16 protein-coding genes are annotated in these 18393 nt (G+C 71.1%); 5 read left to right on the top strand and 11 right to left on the bottom strand.

All coding sequences use genetic code 11. The features are described from left to right. Positions 1-505: 505 nt before the first annotated feature. Positions 506-1897: an MFS transporter gene (locus tag OHS58_RS36930; RefSeq protein WP_328645505.1), complete on the top strand. Its 1392-nt coding sequence runs from the start codon at positions 506-508 to the stop codon at positions 1895-1897. A gap of 74 nt (positions 1898-1971) precedes the next feature. Here the strand turns inward: OHS58_RS36930 and OHS58_RS36925 are convergent, their stop codons facing one another. Further along, positions 1972-2637, bottom strand: coding sequence for a DUF1707 SHOCT-like domain-containing protein (locus OHS58_RS36925; protein WP_326945384.1), 666 nt, complete (start codon positions 2635-2637; stop codon positions 1972-1974). 96 nt (positions 2638-2733) lie between these two features. On the opposite strand from OHS58_RS36925, the gene OHS58_RS36920 reads away from it, so the two are divergent. Beyond that, positions 2734-3756 carry a hypothetical protein gene (locus tag OHS58_RS36920; RefSeq protein WP_328645504.1) on the top strand — a complete coding sequence of 341 codons (1023 nt, stop codon included), beginning with the start codon at positions 2734-2736 and terminating at the stop codon, positions 3754-3756. On the opposite strand, the gene OHS58_RS36915 is transcribed toward OHS58_RS36920, so the two are convergent. Genes OHS58_RS36915 through OHS58_RS36905 form a run of 3 tightly spaced genes read right to left on the bottom strand, consistent with a single transcriptional unit; the run spans position 3757 to position 6802 of the window. Then, a complete protein-coding gene (locus OHS58_RS36915; protein ID WP_247059576.1) occupies positions 3757-4413 on the bottom strand; it encodes a response regulator in 657 nt (218 codons plus the stop codon). It lies immediately after the preceding gene. Beyond that, a complete protein-coding gene (gene macS, locus OHS58_RS36910) occupies positions 4410-5546 on the bottom strand; it encodes a MacS family sensor histidine kinase (protein ID WP_328645503.1) in 1137 nt (378 codons plus the stop codon). The genes OHS58_RS36915 and macS overlap by 4 nt, the downstream gene beginning before the upstream one ends. Beyond that, a complete protein-coding gene (locus OHS58_RS36905) occupies positions 5543-6802 on the bottom strand; it encodes an AI-2E family transporter (protein WP_247059573.1) in 1260 nt (419 codons plus the stop codon). Before OHS58_RS36905 ends, macS begins: the two co-directional genes overlap by 4 nt. Before the next feature lie 200 nt (positions 6803-7002). Between OHS58_RS36905 and OHS58_RS36900 the strand changes: the two genes are divergently transcribed. After that, positions 7003-7932 carry a hypothetical protein gene (locus OHS58_RS36900; protein WP_328645502.1) on the top strand — a complete coding sequence of 310 codons (930 nt, stop codon included), beginning with the start codon at positions 7003-7005 and terminating at the stop codon, positions 7930-7932. Between the two features lie 210 nt (positions 7933-8142). Further along, a complete protein-coding gene (locus tag OHS58_RS36895; protein WP_328645501.1) occupies positions 8143-11304 on the top strand; it encodes a beta strand repeat-containing protein in 3162 nt (1053 codons plus the stop codon). 154 nt (positions 11305-11458) lie between these two features. Here OHS58_RS36895 and OHS58_RS36890 read toward each other — a convergent pair whose 3' ends face one another. Further along, a complete protein-coding gene (locus tag OHS58_RS36890; RefSeq protein WP_247059570.1) occupies positions 11459-12223 on the bottom strand; it encodes a dioxygenase family protein in 765 nt (254 codons plus the stop codon). A gap of 67 nt (positions 12224-12290) precedes the next feature. Further along, positions 12291-12671 (bottom strand): MarR family winged helix-turn-helix transcriptional regulator, encoded by a 381-nt coding sequence (locus tag OHS58_RS36885; RefSeq protein ID WP_328645500.1) that lies wholly within the window; start codon positions 12669-12671, stop codon positions 12291-12293. Between the two features lie 65 nt (positions 12672-12736). On the opposite strand from OHS58_RS36885, the gene OHS58_RS36880 reads away from it, so the two are divergent. Continuing rightward, a complete protein-coding gene (locus OHS58_RS36880; RefSeq protein ID WP_247059568.1) occupies positions 12737-13192 on the top strand; it encodes a MarR family winged helix-turn-helix transcriptional regulator in 456 nt (151 codons plus the stop codon). A 3-nt stretch (positions 13193-13195) separates the two neighbouring features. Here the strand turns inward: OHS58_RS36880 and dnaB are convergent, their stop codons facing one another. The 5 genes from dnaB to OHS58_RS36855 all read right to left on the bottom strand — a co-directional run bounded on the left by dnaB (position 13196) and on the right by OHS58_RS36855 (position 18349). Then, complete coding sequence (gene dnaB / locus OHS58_RS36875; protein ID WP_247059567.1) at positions 13196-14602, bottom strand: replicative DNA helicase; 1407 nt, start codon at positions 14600-14602, stop codon at positions 13196-13198. A 509-nt stretch (positions 14603-15111) separates the two neighbouring features. Continuing rightward, positions 15112-15900: an ESX secretion-associated protein EspG gene (locus tag OHS58_RS36870; protein ID WP_328645499.1), complete on the bottom strand. Its 789-nt coding sequence runs from the start codon at positions 15898-15900 to the stop codon at positions 15112-15114. A gap of 88 nt (positions 15901-15988) precedes the next feature. Beyond that, the gene (locus tag OHS58_RS36865) at positions 15989-17395 is read right to left on the bottom strand and encodes a hypothetical protein (RefSeq protein ID WP_328645498.1); all 1407 of its coding nucleotides are present in this window, start codon (positions 17393-17395) and stop codon (positions 15989-15991) included. A gap of 1 nt (position 17396) precedes the next feature. After that, entirely contained in the window at positions 17397-17999 is a 603-nt protein-coding gene (locus OHS58_RS36860) for a DUF3558 domain-containing protein (RefSeq protein ID WP_247059563.1), read from the bottom strand. Further along, a complete protein-coding gene (locus OHS58_RS36855) occupies positions 17996-18349 on the bottom strand; it encodes a hypothetical protein (RefSeq protein ID WP_326945375.1) in 354 nt (117 codons plus the stop codon). The genes OHS58_RS36860 and OHS58_RS36855 overlap by 4 nt, the downstream gene beginning before the upstream one ends. Between the last annotated feature and the right edge of the window lie 44 nt (positions 18350-18393).

The following is an 18393-nucleotide window of genomic DNA, read 5'->3' as shown; positions in this document are numbered from 1 at the left end:
GAGTGCACGAGAGAACCGGCTTGCGAGGGCCCGGCCAGGGAGCCGCTCTGGGAGAGTCCTCGTCAGGTGAGCACGGCAACGGCCACCATGCCGACCGGAGTGGCCAACGCGCCCGACAACGGAGTTCCGCTGTCGGCCTCGCACACCGTTCCCGTAGCCATGTTGGCCGTTTCGGACGGTGTGTCGGTCGTTCCGGAAGAAGTGCGGCGAACGCTTGAACCGACTCGGCCTCCGACGCGCGCCCCCCACCCTCCCCAGGGGGGCAGCCCCACGCTCAGTCTATCGGTCATCACCGACGGTCCGGGTTTGTGCGAACCTAGGACGCGGAGTTGTCCACAACGTTCGAGGGGTGTGGACAACGACGTCCCGTGAAGGCCACTTCGGACCCCGGTCCGAGGTGGCCTTCACGGCGTTCGGACGAAAAGAAGACAGAAGAACTGTCGATTCCGGCCCGGCTCGCTCGACGCGTAGGTGAAGGAGAAAGCCGAGTCGGGAGGTAACGGTCATGACCACAGGTACCCGGGCCGGGCGGCGGGAGTGGGTTGGGCTGGCCGTGCTCGCGCTGCCCACCCTTCTCGTGTCGCTCGATGTCTTCGTGCTCATCCTCGCGCTGCCGAAACTCGCCGTCAGCCTGCACGCCGATGGCACCGAACAGCTGTGGATCATGGACACCTACGGCTTCATGGTCGCCGGGTTCATGGTCACCATGGGGACCCTTGGGGACCGGATCGGACGGCGGAAGCTGCTGCTCATCGGGGCCACCGCCTTCGGGCTCGCCTCCGTCGTCGCCGCGTTCTCCACCAGTGCCGCGATGCTCATCGGGGCGCGGGCCGTGCTCGGGATCGCCGGGGCGACGCTCGCTCCCTCTACCCTCGCGCTCATCGGGACGATGTTCACCGACCCTCGGCAACGCGCGTCGGCGATCGGGATCTGGGCCGGGTGCTTCTCCGTCGGCGCGATCATCGGGCCGGTGGTCGGCGGGTTCCTGCTCGAACACTTCTGGTGGGGCTCGGTCTTCCTGCTCGGCGTCCCGGCCATGGTCCTGCTGCTGGTCATCGGCCCGAAGCTGCTGCCCGAATACCGCGACGAGACCGCCGGCCGCCTCGATCTGCCCAGTGTCGCGCTGTCGCTCGCCGCGATCCTGCCCGCCGTCTACGGCGTCAAGGAGCTCGCTCGCGACGGCGTCCGCCCGCTGCCGGTCGCGGCTCTGATCACCGGGATCGCCGTCGGGTACGTCTTCGTGAAACGGCAGCGGACGCTCGACGAGCCGCTGCTCGACCTGCGGCTCTTCGCCGGGACGGCGTTCCGCACCGCGCTCGGCGGGATGCTGCTGTTCAGCATGCTCGGCGGCACCACGATGCTGTTCGTCGCGCAGTTCTTCCAGCTCGCACTGCACCTTTCGCCCATCGCCGCGGCGCTCGGGCTGCTGCCCGGGATGGTCACCTCGACCATCAGCTTCCTCGTCGCTCCCGTGCTGGCCCGGCGCGTTCCGACCGGCACGCTCATCGCGGGCGGGGTCGTCACCGCCGCGCTCGGCATGGTCGTGCTGGCCTTCGCCGACGCCGACCCCGTGTGGCCGGCGATCGGGTTCGCGGTGACGTCGCTGGGGGTCGGGCCGATGGTCACGCTCGGGACCGATCTCGTCGTCGGGTCCGTGCCGCCGCGCCGGGCCGGGGCCGCCGCGTCGCTCGCCCAGACCGCCAACGAGTTCGGTTACGCCCTCGGCATGGCGACCGTCGGCACCCTGGGCAACGCCATCGTCCGCGCCCACACCGAAGCCGACGGCCTCCACGCCGTCGCCGGGCTGAGCGCGGTCGCCTTCGCCGTCCTCGTCTACTTCGTCGCCCGGCACCTGCGGACCGCCCAGCCGATCGCCGCCCAGCCGGTCGCCGTCTAACGGGCGAAGGCCTCCCCCGCCCGATGCCTGGGCAGGGGAGGCCTTCTTGACGCCGGGGGCAGAGGGGCCCCGGGCTAGCCGAAGAGCCCGCGTCGCGGGTGGCGGATGACCAGCGAACCGCCGTGGACGCGGCCGCTCAGCACGTACCGCGGGTTGCCCATGCGGCCGTTGCTGTGGGTCTTGTCCTCCATCGAGCCGAACTTGACGTCGCTGATCGCGTTGACGTCGACCGCCGCGTGCTCGGGGATGACGATCTCGACCGAGCCCCACTTGGCGTCCAGCTCGATGTGCACCACCGGCGACTGGACCTGGGCCTCGGTGAAGTCCAGCTTGGTCGAGCCGTACTTGTTCCGCACGACCATCTCCGACGGCACCACCCACGGGCCGCCGCGGTGCAGGGACGAGTACTTCGCGTTGAGCTCGAAACGCTGACCGGGCACGTAACCGCCGCTGAAGCCCACCGGGGGCGCGTACGACGGGGCCGCCGCGCCGGCCGCGGCCGGGTGGTAGAGACCGGCGAGGTCGGCCAGCACGGTGTTCAGCTCGCCCCGCGTCTTCGACGCGAGCGCGCGGTCCGTGCGCTCGGTGAACTCGTCCAGGTCGATCATCCCGCGGCCGATGGCCTTCTGGAGCACCCCGACGACGTGCTCGCGCTCGTCGTCGGACACCCGAAGATCGCGCTCGCTCAACGGCTTGGTCTCGGTAGCCGGCTGTACCGTCGTGGTCTCTTCCTCGCCCATGTCCACGATGGTAGAACCGGATTCCTCCAGGGAGATCGGGGGAAAACCCTGAACGGACCCGTACTTCGCGGTGCCGCGCTCGGCGCGGCGCTCTTCGTGCTGGCCGGGTGCACCGGCGACGAGCCCACCCCGCCGCCGGCTCCGGCGCCGACCAGCGCGCCGCCGACCTCCGCGGCTGCCCTGCCGGAGGGCCTTCACGGCGTGGCCGCGTCCGGCGGGATCGGCGTCACCGCGCTGCTCCCCACCACCGGCCCGACCCTCTTCGACGCCGACCGCGGGCCCGCCGGCACTCCGCCCGGTTACCCCGGCGGTGGCGCCGAGATGAGCGTCGTGCGCGTCGGGAAGTCCGCCGTCCTGACCGCCCACCACGACAACGACCTGTTCGACGTCTTCGTTTACACGGGCCCGGCGAGCCCGCCGCGGTCGCTCGGTCGCGCCTGGTCGGTGGCGCCCGGCGTCGACGACGTGAGCGTGTGGGTGATCCGGCAGGACGCGCCGGACAGCTGCCGGCTCCAGCACGTGCAGCTCGACGGCGGCGAGGTCGGCCACGGCCAGCCCGCCAGCTGCCACACCCAGGTCCGCGCCGAAACGAAGAACGGCCTCCTGATCACCATCAACGCCGACGGCGCCGAGTCGACGGACGCGCTCATCGAGCCGGCGACCGGCCGCACCGTGCAGCAGGCGCCGCGCATCCTCGCCGTCGCCGGGGACCGGATGCTGCTCGACGGCCTGACCGATCTCACCCTGGTCGACCTGCGCGACAACAGCCGCAAGAAGCTCAGCCGGCCGACGATCGGGCCCGCGCCCACGGTGGTGCCCTCCCGCGAAGGCGCTCTGTTCGCCGCCGACTTCGCCGTCCACTCCTACCGGGCCACCAACACGCAGCTGCGTGACGTCTGGCTGCTCCGCCCGGACTCGCTGAGCTGGGAACACGCGCCGGGGATGCCGTTCGTCACCGAGCACCTCAACGACGGTGGCGGGATGGACTGGAGTGACTCGGGTGATCTGGTGCTCGCCGACGGCGTCCTCGCCGCGTGGCACCCGGGCGAGCCGGCCTGGCGGCTGGGTAAGGCCGCGCTGCCCGCGGGCGACTGGGGCGGCATCACCGTCCTGCCGTGACTACTCCTCGTCGAGGCCGTGCTCGATCGCGTACCGGGCCAGCTCGACGCGGTTGTGCAGCTGCAGCTTCCGCAGCGTCGACTGCACGTGGTTCTCGACGGTCCGGTGCGACAGCACGAGCCGCTCGGCGATCTGGCGCGCGGTGAGCCCCTTCGCGACCAGGCGCAGGACGTCGGTCTCGCGCTCGGTCAGCCGCGGCGGCTCGGCCCCTTCGGCGGGGGCGTCGGCCATCCGCCGGTACTCGCCGAGCACCAGGCCGGCCAGGCCCGCGGTGAACACCGGGTCGCCGACGGCGGTCCGGCGCACGGCGTCCACCAGCTCGGCCGCGGACGCCGACTTCACCAGGTAACCGGACGCGCCGGCCTTCACCGCTTCGAGGACGTCCTTGTGCTCGCCGCTCGCCGAGAGCACCAGCACCCGCGTCGACGGCAGGGCCGCCGTGATCTCGCGGGTGGCGTCGACGCCGGAGGTGGTGCCGAGGTTGAGGTCCATCAGCACGACGTCCGGCCGCACGGTCCGCGCGATCCGCAGCGCCGCGTCGGCGTCCGGGGCGGTCGCCCGCACGTCGAAGCCGTGTTCGGTGAGGTCGCGGGCCACCCCGTCCCGCCAGATCGGGTGGTCGTCGACCACCATCACCGAAATCCGTGGTTCGCTCATGACGCGCTCCTGGTGCTCGGCACCCTGACCTCCCACTCCGTGCCCCGGCCGGGACCGGTGTCGAGGGCCGCGCTCCCGCCGAGGTCGCGCACCCGGCCCCGGATGGATTCCACCACGCCGAGGTGCCCGTTCGCGGCCGCTCGCTCGAGAACGCCGTCCGGAATGCCCGGTCCGTCGTCGCGGACGCTCACCACCACCTCGGTGCCGAGGTCTTCCAGCAGCACCCACGCGTGCGCGCCCGCCCCCGCGTGCTTCTCGACGTTGGCCAGCGCTTCCCTGGTGACGGCGACGAGCTCGTCCGTGACGTGCGCGGGCAGCTCGACGTCGTCGGCCGGGGTCGCGACCTGCACCGACGGCGTCGCGAGCAGCTGCAACGCCGTGCGCAGGCTCGTCGTCCCGGTCTCGCTCGGCTTCAGCGGTTCCGTCGTCACCAGCGACCGCAGCGCGATCTCCTGCTCGCCCGCCAGCCGGGCCAGCTCGGCCGCCTCGCCGCCGACCTCGTTGCCGCGCTTGCGGACGCGGGCCAGGACCTGCAGCACGCTGTCGTGGATCGACCGGGCCAGCCGCTCGCGTTCGGCGGTCGCCGCTTCCTTCCGCAGCGCCTGCGCCAGCCGGGTCGCGGCCTGCCGGCTCAGCGTCGCCGCCATCCCGACCAGCAGCCCGGCGGCGGCGAGCAGGACGCCGTCCCGCGCGACGTCGAGGTCGAACTTCTCGCGCGCGAGACCGGTCGCCACCCCGACGACCAGGCCGGCGAGCACGCCGCCGACCGCGCCGAACCGCGCGCCCGCGGCCACCGGCGGCACCGCCGCCCACACCGTCGTGATGAGCGGGACGCTCAGCGCGAACTGCGCGTCGCTCAGCACAAAAGGCGAGGTGAGCAGCAGCCCGGTGCCGACCACGACGTCGGCGACGACCAGCCACGGCGGCCGCGTCCGCTCGCGCAGGTACAGCAGGCTGATCACGACCGACCAGACCGCCATCGCGCCCAGCAGCGTCCAGGCCAGCCACTCACGCCGGTACTGCTCGTGCTGCACGACGACCGTGCCACAGGCGAACGCCCAGGTGAGCACGCGGAACGCGTTCACGCCGCGCCACAGCGGCGTGATCGGGTCCGGCGTCCGCGCAGTGGTCATTCCTTCTTGTCGTCCTTGTTCACGGCCGTCGCCGCGCGGGCGTTCTTCTCTTCGTCTTCTTCGTCGTCCTCACCGATCGTCGGCACCTCCGCGTCGGGGGTGCCGGGTTCGGCGTCGTTCGGCTGCGCGGCCTGGTCCTTGAGGACGTCGACCTCGGCCGGGTCCGGGTTCCGCTCGTGCAGCAGCGACCGGACGCCGGCGTTCAGCACGGCCAGCAGCGGCACGGCCAGCAGCGCGCCGGCGATCCCGCCCGCGACCAGGCCGGCGGTGATGGCCAGGACCACGGCCAGCGGGTGCAGCTTCACCGCCCGCCCGAGCAGCAGCGGCTGCAGGATGTGGCTCTCCAGCTGCATCACGCCGATGACGATGCCGAGCACGATGACCGCGCCGATGGGGCCGTTCGTCACCAGCGCGATCAGCACGGCGACACCACCGGTCAGCACGGCGCCGATGATCGGGATGAACGCGCCGATGAAGACCAGCGTCGCCAGCGGGATGACGAGCGGCACACCCATGATCCACAGGCCGACGCCGATGCCGACCGCGTCGACGACGGCGACCGCGGCCGTCGCGCGGACGTAGCTGACCAGCGAGGCGAACCCGCGGCGCCCGGCGACGTCGACCCGGTTGCGGACCCGGCCCGGCACGACGCGGACCAGGAACGTCCAGATGCCGTCGCCGCCGCTGAGGAAGAAGATCGTGATGAACAGCGTCAGCAGGAAGCCGGTGAGGATCTCGCCGACGGTGCTCGCCGTGGTCAGCGCCGTCGTGGTGATGGACGCCTGGTTGTTCTGGATGAAGCCGATCGCCTGGTTGATGAAGTCCTGGATCTGCTCCTGCCGCAGGTGCGGCGGGCCGTTGAGCAGCCAGTTCTTGATCTGGTCGAGGCTCGCGTTCAGCTGTTGCTGCAGCTGCGGCAGGCCGGAGGAGAACTGCGTGATGACGAACGTCAGCAGCCCGCCCAGCACGGCCAGCCCGGCGATCACCACGATCGCGGTCGCCAGCCCGCGGGGGAACTTCAGCGCCACCAGTTTTTGGACGGCCGGCGCGAGCAGCGCCGAAACCAGAAGGGCGATGGACAGCGGGATGACGACCACCGAGAGGTAGCCGATCACCCACACCACCGCGTACAGCGCGGCGACGATCACGATGAACCGCCACGCGAGCGCGGCGCTGATGCGCAGCCCCCGGGGGATCAGTCCCGTGATGTCCTCGTGCTCCGGCAGGAACGGGTCTTCTCCTCGCGCGTGGCTCACCGCCACACCGTACTGGCTGAGACGTCCGATTCGCCGGACTGCCAGCCGTGATCACTGATCGTCAGAACGAAATACACCGTGTGTTCTTCACACGATGGGGGCATCAAGTCGTTTCGAGGGTGCGCGTCACGCCGTGTGTTTGGTTAGGTCGCTACCGCAACGTTATGTGGCAACGGGTCGAGTGCGTCAGGAGACAACGAGTGGCGAACACCGCGACGAACGAGGGGCAGGGCGCCAAGCGCTCACGCCGTCTCGTGTCGCGTGCGCTGCTCGTCCTCGGTGGCGCCGTCGCCGGCACCGCCGCCGCGTGGCTCGTCTCCGGCGGCACCGCGTCCGCCGACACCGTCGAGGTGGGCACCACCCCGATCGCCGAAGCCGCCACCGGCAGCCTCGGCGACGTGAACGAAGGCGCGGCGAACGCGGCGACCGACGTCTCGGCTTCGAGCTGCCACCAGGACGCCACGGCGTGGAGCAAGCCGTGCGCCCGCACCCTCGAGCACGAGGTCTCCGAGCGCGTCAGCGACTCGGTCTCGGACCTGGCCGAGGACGCCGTGGTCAGCCCGGCGCACCGCACCCTGGGCGCGGTCGAGCACATCGCCCGCAAGCCGCAGGACACCCGCGAGGTCCTCGAGCAGACCTTCACCCCCGAGCCGGCGCACGATGTGCTGCAGCTGCTCGACCCCGCCGGCCAGGGCAACCTGGTTCCGCTCCCCCAGCTCCCGGGCCTCGCCCCGGTCGAGCAGCAGGAGCCGGTGACCGAGGAAATCGGTCAGGCCACGGACTCGGTCGCCGTCTCGGCCGTCCAGCTCCCCGCCGTGTTGCGAGCAGCGCTCGCGATGCCGACGGGTGTCCAGCAGAACGACGTCACCGGTGCCGCGGGCGAGTCCCGCGACTCGCACCGTGATCTGCCGTCGTCGCCGCTGGTTCCGGTGCAGCTTCCGGCCGCACCGTCTGTTCCCACCGCCCCGGGTGGCAGCTCTGCCCCCGGTGGTCACCTCGACGGCTTGAACTTCGGCGTCCCCTCGTGGGTCTCCTCGGCCGTCAGCGATGCCGCCGCCAGCGCTTACCGCGGCGGCCTGCGGCACACGCCGCGCACCCCGGGCACGCAGCCCGGTGTCACTCCTGACTGAAACACCTCCCTCCACGGGTAGCTGACGCGCCCAAGTCCGTCTTCATCTGACGGCGCAGCGTCCGCACGAATCCCCGTGGCACGGCGGTGCGCTTTGTTGCGCCCGCAAGAAGTTCCTTCCCCTCCCGGTGCGGCTCGGACTCCATTTCGAATTCGACGAGCGCACCCCCATAAGCCCGTAAGGGAACCCGAAATAAAGGAGAAACACCCCATGCAGACGTGGGCAAAGCGCGGCCTCCAGACCGCGCTGGTCACGGGTGGTTTGCTGATGCTGGGCACCGGCATCGCCTCGGCTGACGAGAACGTCAACCCCGACTCCCCGGCCTCCCCGCTCGACCTGAACGTGACGGCTCCGATCTCGGAAGCCAACAACGCGGTCGGCACCCCGTTCGGCCAGCTGGACCTGCCCGCCGGGCAGACGGAGCTGAGCACCAAGCCGGCCACCAAGGCCGCGAACGAAGCGGTCAAGCAGCTCGACGAAGCGAGCCCGATCAGCCAGAGCACCCTCGGCGGTGCGACCAAGGCTGACGGCGCGGGCGCCTTCACCCCGGGTCACCGCAACCTCAAGGGCAACAAGGTCGCCGGCGACGTCGTCGTGCCGATCCAGATCGTGGACAACGCGGTCGGCGTCATCGGCGACGCGCAGGTCGACGGCACGGACCACTCGCAGACCTGGAGCCACAACCAGGACGTCGCGACCGACGGCTCCAAGTCCGGCCTCGCCGGCAACGCCGTCGTCCTCGACTGGGCGCTCCCGGTCCAGATCGCCGGCAACTCCGGCGGCGTGGCGGGCGGCAGTGGCGCGGTGCACGGCGGCTCGGCCAGCCAGAGCACCAGCGAGACCGGCAACATCGACACCGACGGCACCGGCTCCGGCCTGTCCGGCAACGTGGTGGCCGGCCAGTTCGCCACCCCGGTCCAGGTGACCGGCAACGCCGTGTCCTACCTCCTCGGCAACGCGTACAGCCAGTACGACGCCGACAGCGACGCCACCTCGGGTGGCTCCATCAAGTCCGCCGGTGACGGTGGCTCGGGCTCGGGCAACATCATCGGTGCGCCGATCGCCCTGCCGGTGAAGTTCAACGGCAACGCCGGTGGCGTGTGGGGCTCGGACGCGGACACGCTGTCGAACTCCTCCGCCGACGCCAAGGCCGGGGACACCCGCGAAGGCTCGCTGGGCATCCCGACCTACGAAGAGACGAGCGGCAACGACTCGTTCCTCGACGGCAACGCGGGCGCGGTGTCGCTCTCGCCGGTCGCCAACGTGGCGGGTGTCGCGGCGTCGTGGATCGGCAACGCGGCCACCGGCAACGCGACCGCGGGTCGCGACGGTGAAGAGACCCAGGGCGGCAGCTCCTCCAGCACTGTCGACTCGGGTGGCTTCGTCAAGACGGCCGGCGACGGCTCGGCGGCGGGCGGCAACGTCCTGAACCCGTCGGTCGCGCTCCCGGTCGAGGCGTTCGGCATCGGTGGCACGTACATCGGCAACTCGCACGCCAGCCACGACAACACCACCGACGTCAACGCCGGCAACGGGTCCTACACCAAGGGCAACGACGGCTTCCTCGGCGGCAACATCGTCAACACCCAGACCGCGGGCGCGCCCGAGGTCTACGGCATCGGCGCCAGCCACATCGGCAACGCGACCGGGCAGTCCACCGAGGACAAGACGGTCACCGCCGGGGCGTACGACGGCTCGCAGGGCGACGACTCGTCCGGCTCGGGCAACGTCGTCCAGGTGCCGGTCGCCGTCCCCGCCGAGGTCTTCGGCATCGGTGGCTCGTTCATCGGCCAGGGCTCCGGCTCGGCGGAGGAGACCAAGGTCGTCTCCGGCGGCGGCGGTGGCAGCACCAAGGACGACAACGGATTCCTGAGCTCCAACCTGGGCACCGTCCCGGCGTCGCTCCCGGTGCAGGTCGCCAACATCGGTGGCGCCTTCATCGGCCAGGGCCACGGCAAGGGCTCGACCGACACGACGTCCAACGCGGGCGGCGACGTCACGGCGAACGGCCCCGCGGGTGCGGGCGCCGGCAACATCGTCGAGGCCCCGGTCTCCCTGCCGGTGCTGGCCGCCGGCTCGGGTGCCGCCCTCGGCGGCATCGGCACCGGTGAGAACGACAACATCACCGACTCGTCGGCGGGTGGCGACGCCCTCACCGACGGGCAGGACGGCGCGATCGCCGGCAACATCGTCAAGGCCCCGATCGCGGGTGCCGCGCAGCTGTTCAGCGACGGCGTCGCGGGTGCGGCCCTGGGCCACGGCACCGGCACGAACGACACCGTGTCCACCGCGGGCGGCGACGCCACGACCAACGGTGACCGCGGCGCGATCGCCGGCGACATCGTCGGTGCGGACGCGCTGCCGGTCGTGCAGGTCTTCGGCGACGCGGTGAGCGCGGCCGGGGTCTCCAGCGGCAACGGCATGAACACCACCACCGTCACCAACGCGGGCGAAGACACCACCTCCGGTGTCGAAGGTGCCATCGCGGGCGACATCCTGGACATCCCGGTGACGGCGATCCCCCAGGTGTTCGGTGACGGCGTGGCCGTGGGTGGCGTCGCGCACGCCATCGGCGACAACTCGCTGACCACGGAGAACGGCGGCGAGCCGGTCACCGAGGGTGACGGTTCGAGCCTGTCGGGCTTCGACTTCTACCACGACCTCGTGGTGCCGGTGCAGATCTTCGGGGTCCCCCTGGAGCTGATCGGCAACGCGACCGCCGACGCGACCGACATGACCAGCGTCGACGGTGACGACGCGGACGCGGCCGACGCCATCTCCAACCCGGTCGAGGGTTCGGAGCTGGGTGCCGGCGAGCTGCCGTCGCTGACCGGTCTGGCCAGTGGCCTGCCGACCGCCGGGCTGCCCACCCAGGGCCTGCCCGCGCTGCCGACGGCCATCCCGACCCAGCGCGCCGACGTGCCGGTGAGCGGCCCGATGTCCGGGCTGCCCCACCTGCCGACCCCGGGCCTGCCCACCGCGGGTGGCCTCCCCGGCCTGAGCAGCCTGTCGGCGCTGGGCGGTGCCCTGCCCGGGCACGGCACCGAGCGTGCGGACCTGCCGACCGGTGGCCTGCCGGTGCACGTCCCGGCCCTCGGCGGCGGCCTGCTGCCCACCCTCCCGGCCGTCCCGGCCCTGGGTGGCGGCGTCCCGACGCTGCCCGTCGCGCTCCCGGTGACCCCGGCCCTGCCGGTGAACCCGCAGCTGCCCGCCGCCCCGACGACGCTGCCGGCCGCGCCGGCCGCGCTGCCGGTCAACGCGAAGCTGCCCGTGCTCGACGGTGCGGCCCCGGCCGCGCAGGTCCCGGCCATGTCGGGCCTGGACTCCACCAGCCTCCTCTCGAAGCTGCTGGGTTTCGTCAAGCGCAAGTAGTACCTGCACTACCTGAATTGGTGTCGGGGGCTCCGGGTGGCGGAGCCCCCGGCCCGGGGCGAAGCCCCGGTTGTAACTGAATAGACTCTCCCTCCCTGGAGACGACGAGCCCCAGGAGCCAGCGCCGGCTCCTGGGGCTCGTTCGCGTCCCGGGTCAGGAGAACTGGAGAGACCGCTTCGCCAGGCCGTGCCAGAACCCGTCGATCACCGTGCGCCCTTCGGCGGAACTGGCGCCGAGCGAGACGAACAGCGGCGCGAAGTGCTCGATCCGCGGGTGCGCGAGAGCCGCCGCGGGCGCCTTGTGCCGGAAGTCGAGCAGCGTGTCGACGTCGCCGCTGCGCAGCACCTCGTCACCCCAGTGGTCGAACTCGGCCGACCACGCCGGCGGCGTCCCGTCGGTCGAGCGGGCCATGCCGCTCAGGTTGTGCGTGAAGAAGCCGCTGCCGATGATCAGCACGCCTTCGTCGCGCAACGGCGTCAGCTTGCGGCCGAGGTCGTAGAGCTCCTGCGGGTCGAGTGAAGGCATCGAAACCTGCAGCACCGGGATGTCGGCGTCCGGGTACATCTCGACGAGCGGCACGTAGGCGCCGTGGTCGAGACCGCGGTCGGGCGCGTCGTGGACCGGCGTCTCGGTCGCGCGAAGCAGCTTCTTCACCTTCGCCGCGAGCTCCGGCGCGCCGGGCGACGCGTACTTCACCTGGTAGTAGCGGTCCGGGAAGCCCCAGAAGTCGTAGACCAGCGGCACGGTCGTCGTGGCCGAGAGGGTCAGCGGCGCTTCTTCCCAGTGCGCCGAGACGACCAGGATCGCGGTGGGTTTCGGCAGGCCGGCGGACCAGCCGGCGAGCTGACGGGTCCACGTGGCGTCGTCGGCGAGCGGCGGCGCACCGTGGCTGAGGTAGAGGACCGGGCTGCGGGTCATCGACGGCTCCAGTGCTTGAAAGTTCAACTACTAGAGTACCTGACGCCGACGCGGTCGTGGTTATTCCTCAGGCGGCTTCGAGGTTCGCCGCGCAGCGCTCGAGGGTGCGGATCGTCGTGCGGTAGTCGTCGTCGCTGACGCCGTCGGTCACCGCCGTGCGGAACGCCTTGACGCGCGCTTCGACGCGGGCGTGCGCTTCGCGGCCTTCGCCGGTGAGCTCGCCGGTGTCGGCGACCCAGCCGCGCTCGCGCAGGTCGGCGACCTGGGCGGACGTCGAGCCGAACGGTGCCATGACGACGTCGATCTCCGCCTGCGTGCGGGCGCCGAGGGCGATCGTGTTGAGGACCTGCCACTGCCGGCGGGTCAGCGACTCCGCGTCGAGGGCCCGGGCCATGGAAGTTTCGAGGAGCTCGTGGACGTGGCGAAGCCACCAGCCGAGGGGTTTCATGGATACTCCGAATGTTGTCGGACAACTACATGTAAAAGTACATGCAGTTCGGGAGTGGAGCAACCATGACGGACGCGGTGGCCGAGGTCGAGCGCGCGATGATCGCGATCCGCCGCAGCCAGCAGCGGCGGGCGCTGAGCCGGATCGCCAAGGAGCGCGGCCGCGGCGGGCACGACCCGGTGCACGAGCTGCTCGACGTCGTCGAGGAGCTCGCCGAACGCGGCGAAGCCGGCACGGTGACGGCGCTGAGCACGGCGATGGGCGTCGACCAGCCGCGCGCGAGCCGGCTGGTCGCGCGCGCGGTCGAGCAGGGACTTCTCCGGCGCGAAGCCGATCAGCACGACGGACGGCGTGCGGTGCTCGTGCCTACGGAGGCCGGTCAGGCCCACCTCGACGAGCTGCACACCTTCCGCCGCGCGGTGTTCGCCGAGGTCATGGCCGGCTGGCCGGCCGACGACCGCGAGAACTTCGGCCGGCTGCTGACGGCGTTCGTCCGCGGGTACGGCGAACTCGGCCGCTAGCCGCTAGTCGTGGGACAGGTCGACGAAGCGGCTGTAGTGCAGCTGGTGCGCGACGACGATCGTCGCGGTCGGGCCGGCGCGGTGCTTCGCGATGATCAGGTCCGCTTCGCCGGCGCGCGGGTCGTCCCGCTCCCAGGCGTCCGGCCGGTTGACCAGGATGACGAGGTCGGCGTCCTGCTCCAGCGAGCCGGACTCACGCAGGTCGGACAGCATCGGGCGCTTGTCGGTCCGCTGCTCGGGACCACGGTTCAGCTGGCTGATCGCGATCACCGGGACCTCGATCTCCTTCGCCAGCAGCTTCATCTGCCGCGAGAACTCCGAGACTTCCTGCTGCCGCGACTCGACGCGCTTGCCGGACGTCATCAGCTGCAGGTAGTCGAGGACCACGAGCTTGAGGTCGTGCCGCTGCTTCAGCCGGCGCGCCTTCGCGCGGATCTCCATCATCGTCATGTTCGGCGAGTCGTCGACGAACAGCGGTGCTTCGGAGACCTCGCTCATCCGGCGGGCCAGGCGCGTCCAGTCGTCGTCGGACATCTTGCCACCACGCATGTCGGCGAGGCGGATCTTCGCCTCGGCCGAGAGCATGCGCATGACGATCTCGGTCCGGCTCATCTCCAGCGAGAAGATGACGCTGGTCAGGCCGTGCCGGATGGACGCTGAGCGCGCGAAGTCCAGCCCCAGCGTCGACTTGCCGACACCGGGCCGGGCCGCGACGATGATCATCTGGCCCGGGTGCAGGCCGTTGGTCAGCTCGTCGAAGTCGGTGAAGCCGGTCGGGATGCCCTGGGACTGCCCGCCGCGGGACGCGATCGCGTCGATCTCGTCCATCGTCGGCTGCAGCAGCTCTTCCAGCGCGACGTAGTCCTCGCTGGTCCGGCGCTCGGTGACGTCGTAGATCGCGGCCTGGGCGCGGTCGACGACCTCGTCGATGTTCGCGCCGTCCGCGGCCGCCGCGCCGTAGCCGTACTGCACGATCCGGGTGCCCGCCTCGACCAGCCGGCGCAGCACCGCCTTCTCCGCGACGATCTCCGCGTAGAAACCGGCGTTCGCCGCTGTCGGCACCGTCGCGATCAGGGTGTGCAGGTACGGCGCGCCGCCGATGCGGCCCAGCTCGCCCCGGCGCTCCAGCTCGGCGGAGATGGTGATCGGGTCGGCGGGTTCGCCACGGCCGTAGAGGTCGAGGATGCAGTCGTAGATCGCCTGGTGCGCCGGGCGGTAGAAGTCGTCGGGGCCGAGGGCCTCGATGACGTCGGCGACGGCGTCCTTGGACAGCAGCATGCCGCCGAGCACGGACTGCTCGGCCGTGATGTCCTGCGGCGGCTGGCGGTCGAACCCGCCACCGGAGCCGGGGTCGCTCGGACCCGGGTCGTTCTCCGCATACATCGGACCGCGGTCGTCGGTCAGCGCCACCGCTCCGGACACCTCCTCGTCATCATGCGAACACCCGTTCGATTATGCCGGAACTTCACTCTCGAAGCACGTGGCGCGAGCCGCGCCACCAGTCCTCTTCCGCCGTGTCCACCGATGATCGGCGAAGACGGGTCACGAGTGTCCGACCGCCACGCCGGACACCACCGTGAGTACCGGCTCGGCGGGGACGCTATGTCCCCCGGAAGGCCGAAAGCAATTCAGGGTGGGGACCCATCTGTGGACAACCTGTGGATGAATGGGGGCAACCAGTCACAGGTGCCGCGATAGCTGTGGACAAGTTGGGGACAAGGGTGATCGGCATCCGCGAATCCCCAGGTCAGGGCCTGTGAGTAAGGTGTGGAGAACTTCCGCAAAACTCGTGCGGCGTGTCGTGTGAAACCCGTCGCTCGGCGTGTCGTGGACCAGCTCAGGCCCATTGACCCCCACAGCCTGTGGATGAAAACTACGGACGGTAGAGGCGTAACCCGGTGGGCTGAACGGCCGTCGCGTCACGCCGCGGTGAGCCGGGCCTGTGCGCTGCGTAACCGATCGGCGAGAACGCGCTGGTCGGCCGGGGTGAAGGCGATCCGGCTCTCCCCACGCCCCGGAATCTCCTCGGTCAGCCAGCGGCCTTCCGAGGTATCGATGTAGTTCACCGGCCGTTCGATGCGATGCCACGATCCGGTACGGCTGCGGGCCGCGACGTACAGGCTGCCGCTCCCCATTCGGCGTAGCGCGAGGATCCGCCGGAGCTCGTCGGCCTCCTGCGAGCCGTCGGCCGGCCGGTCGTTGCGCATCAGCGCGAAGCCGTCGTCGTCGCGGCGGCCGCCGCCCTCGAGCTGGCTCTTCGGCACCGCGAGCGGCGTCCCGCGGCCCGGCGCGAGCTTCGGGATCTGGCCGAGGAAGTCGTCCAGCACCTCACCGGGCCGGGTCGACTCCAGCACGACGACGTCCAGCTGCTCGTGCTTGGCCAGCACGAACGCCTCGCCGCCGGCGCTCCCGGCCAGCAGCCGGTAGCTGACCGCCTTGCCCTGGAAACCGCCGTCCACCCAGCCGTAGTACTCCAGCTGCGGCCGCGCGACGGCTTCGATCGTCGCGACGAACCCCGGGTGCATGCCGCGCGGGCCGAACAGCCCCGCCTTGGTGAGCTCGGCGTTGACGCGCTCGTCTTCGGCGCGCTGCGCCTCGTCGCTGTACCAGGTCGGCGTCTCGGCCAGCACCGTGTGCGGCTCCCCGCCACGGCGCCGGATCAGGTTGATCACGGTGCCGGTCGAAAGGGTGACCTGCCTGTCCAGCACCGCTCTTCCCCCTAGTGAAGATCAGCTTTGATGAACCCGGAAAGCCGGGCGCGCCCATCTTGGCACGCGCCCGGTGGCCCCGCGTGCGTTACTCGCCGATGACCGGCGGCGCGGTCAGCTCGTCCGTGCCGAAGATGTCGTTCGGGTCGTCGCCGAGCAGGTACTTCGACATGCGTTCCTCGTCGCCGCCGCCCTGGCCCTTCGCGCCGTGGCCCATGCCGCCCATGCCACCCATCCCGGTGGAGCCGCCGCGCCCGGCCGCCGCGCCGCCCGCGCCCATCGCGCCGCCGGCTCCGGCCCCCATGCCGCCGCGGCCGGCGCCGGACGCGCCCGCGCCGCCCGGCATCGCCGCGCCGGTCGAGCTGCCGGGCCCGAAGCCGCCGCTGCCGCCCGGCCCGAAGCCCGCCGTCGGGTCGCCGATCCCGCCGACTCCACCGACCCCGCTCGAGCCGCCCGGTCCGAAACCGCCGGCACCGCCGCCCGAGAAGCTCGGCGAGCTACCCGGCCCGAACCCCGGCATGCCGGGCACGTCCGAAGGCGAGAAGCCCGAGGAGTGCGTGCCGTCGCTGTTGAAGTTCGGCGGGGTGTAGTTCCCCGTCGGGATCTTGGACGGGTCGTAGTTCCCGCCGGGGACCTGTGACGGGTCGAAGCCCGGCACCTTGGACGGGTCGTAGCTCCCGCCCGGCACCTTCGACGGGTCGAAGCTGCCGCCGGGGACGTTCGGGCTGCCGAACGACGGGACACTGCCCGGCCCCGGCATGTTCACGCCGCCGGGACCTCCGCCCGGCCCGCCGCCCGGACCCCCACCGGGGCCGCCGCCCGGACCGCCGCCGGGTCCGGTCCCGTCGCCGTTGCCGTTCTTGTCGTCCTTCTTCTTGCCGTTCTTGCCCTGGTCGACGTCGACGTTCTCCTGCTGGCCCTGCAGCGCGGAGTACGTCGGCATCTTCTGGCCGTTGTCGTTGCTCGACTTGTAGTAGGTGTTGAAGGCGTCGACGTTGGCCTGGCCCTTGGTGTTGTAGTCGCGGATCGCCCGGTCGGTGTCGGTCGTCCACGGCGTCACCGCGTTGAGCAGGTTGTTCTTCGGCGGGTCCTTCGGGACCTCCTGCACCTGGGCGTGCACCGTGGTGAAGGCGTTGTTCTGCTCGCCGAGGTACTTGTCGGAGTCGGTCAGCTTGGTGCCCGAGTCCTCCATCCAGGTCCGCAGCGGGTGCGCGCCCGCGTTCTGCGCCGCCTCGGAACCGCCGCCGGTCCAGGCCGCGTCCATGTCCTTGGCCAGGCCGTCGATCGTGGTGAGCCGGTCCTGGTAGGCGCCCTTCAGCCGGCTCGCCGCCGCCTGGCCGTTCGAGATCGAGCCCGTGCCGGGGCCGGTGGTGATCTGGTTCCAGATGTCGTAGCAGTCGATCTTGCGATCACCCTGCACGGAGTTGTGGTCGTCCGAGTGCGTCGTCGCCATGTTGTACGCGGCGAACCCGCCGAGCAGGACCAGTTCGAGCATCTCAGCCCCCCATCAAGGTCTGGATCATCGACTCGCCGAACTTCTGCACCACCGCGCAGGGGTCCGTCGCGCCGGCGCCGTTGTCGTACTGCACCAGGATGTTGACCGCCAGCTGGTCGGTCACCCCGATGAAGACGCCGCACTTGCCGTCCTTGCGGTCGTCGACCGCGGCGGCGTAGACGGCGGGGTACCCGTAGGCCTGCGTCTCTTCGAAGTAGGCGTCGTTCGCCTTGGTGTCGTAGACGTCCTGGAGCCCGTTCTTGTTCGCCGTCACCGTGGTCACGTCGATCTGGTTGCCCGGATCGGCGGCCTCCTGGAAGGTGCAGCTCGGGCCGTTCGCCGTGGTGCGCGGGGTGCCGTCGCCGAGGGCGAGCTTGGCCCGGCCGGTCGCGTCGATCGTCGTGCAGGCGTCCGACGTGATGTTCGCGGTGTTCAGCGGGCTCGGCACCCGCGGCGCGGAGTCGGCCGCGGACCGCGACGTCTCGCTGCCGCCGGAGTCGGCGGTCGGCGCCGGGTTGGCGGTGCCCCCGGTCTTGCTGGAGCAGCCGGCGACCGCGAGCACGGCGAAGGCCACGGCCGGGACGGCGAGCAGTCGGCGGTTCACGTGGCCTGGTTCCCCGTCTTCGAGAGGTCGGCCTGCGTGTCCGACTCCTTGGTGGTGATCTTCTGCTTCGCGGCGGTCAGCGCCTCGATGTAGTTCTTGACGTACTCCTGCATCTTCTTGTTCTGCTCGAGGAACGCCTTGCCGGACGGGTTCGCGAGCTTCTCCCAGTCGCCGCTGGCGAACTCCTTGCCGGGCGCCTTGACGTTCGCCATCAGGTTGGCGTCGTCGTAGTCGCGCTTCAGGTCGGCCTGGAGGTCCTGCCACTGCTTGATGACGCCGTCGATCTTGGCGGCGTCGAACGTGAACCCGCCGCCACCGGCCGGCGCGGACATGTTGACCTCGTTACCCATCCGGATCCATCCCCTTCGCGTCCCCGCCCATTCTCCTACGACGT

It is taken from the genome of Amycolatopsis sp. NBC_00348 (assembly GCF_036114655.1).
In the GTDB taxonomy this organism is placed as follows: Bacteria; Actinomycetota; Actinomycetes; order Mycobacteriales; family Pseudonocardiaceae; genus Amycolatopsis.
Note: the sequence above shows the minus strand (reverse complement) of the source record. Positions and strands in the feature narration are given on the sequence as shown.

What these genes read in the sequence shown, in the direction of transcription:
- OHS58_RS36885 (WP_328645500.1), bottom strand. Translation starts at nt 12,671, where the DNA reads ATGAAACCCCTCGGCTGGTGGCTTCGCCACGTCCACGAGCTCCTCGAA.
- OHS58_RS36925 (WP_326945384.1), bottom strand. Translation starts at nt 2,637, where the DNA reads ATGGGCGAGGAAGAGACCACGACGGTACAGCCGGCTACCGAGACCAAG.
- OHS58_RS36880 (WP_247059568.1), top strand. Translation starts at nt 12,737, where the DNA reads ATGACGGACGCGGTGGCCGAGGTCGAGCGCGCGATGATCGCGATCCGC.
- OHS58_RS36855 (WP_326945375.1), bottom strand. Translation starts at nt 18,349, where the DNA reads ATGGGTAACGAGGTCAACATGTCCGCGCCGGCCGGTGGCGGCGGGTTC.
- OHS58_RS36915 (WP_247059576.1), bottom strand. Translation starts at nt 4,413, where the DNA reads ATGAGCGAACCACGGATTTCGGTGATGGTGGTCGACGACCACCCGATC.
- OHS58_RS36895 (WP_328645501.1), top strand. Translation starts at nt 8,143, where the DNA reads ATGCAGACGTGGGCAAAGCGCGGCCTCCAGACCGCGCTGGTCACGGGT.
- macS (WP_328645503.1), bottom strand. Translation starts at nt 5,546, where the DNA reads ATGACCACTGCGCGGACGCCGGACCCGATCACGCCGCTGTGGCGCGGC.
- OHS58_RS36865 (WP_328645498.1), bottom strand. Translation starts at nt 17,395, where the DNA reads ATGCTCGAACTGGTCCTGCTCGGCGGGTTCGCCGCGTACAACATGGCG.
- OHS58_RS36890 (WP_247059570.1), bottom strand. Translation starts at nt 12,223, where the DNA reads ATGACCCGCAGCCCGGTCCTCTACCTCAGCCACGGTGCGCCGCCGCTC.
- OHS58_RS36930 (WP_328645505.1), top strand. Translation starts at nt 506, where the DNA reads ATGACCACAGGTACCCGGGCCGGGCGGCGGGAGTGGGTTGGGCTGGCC.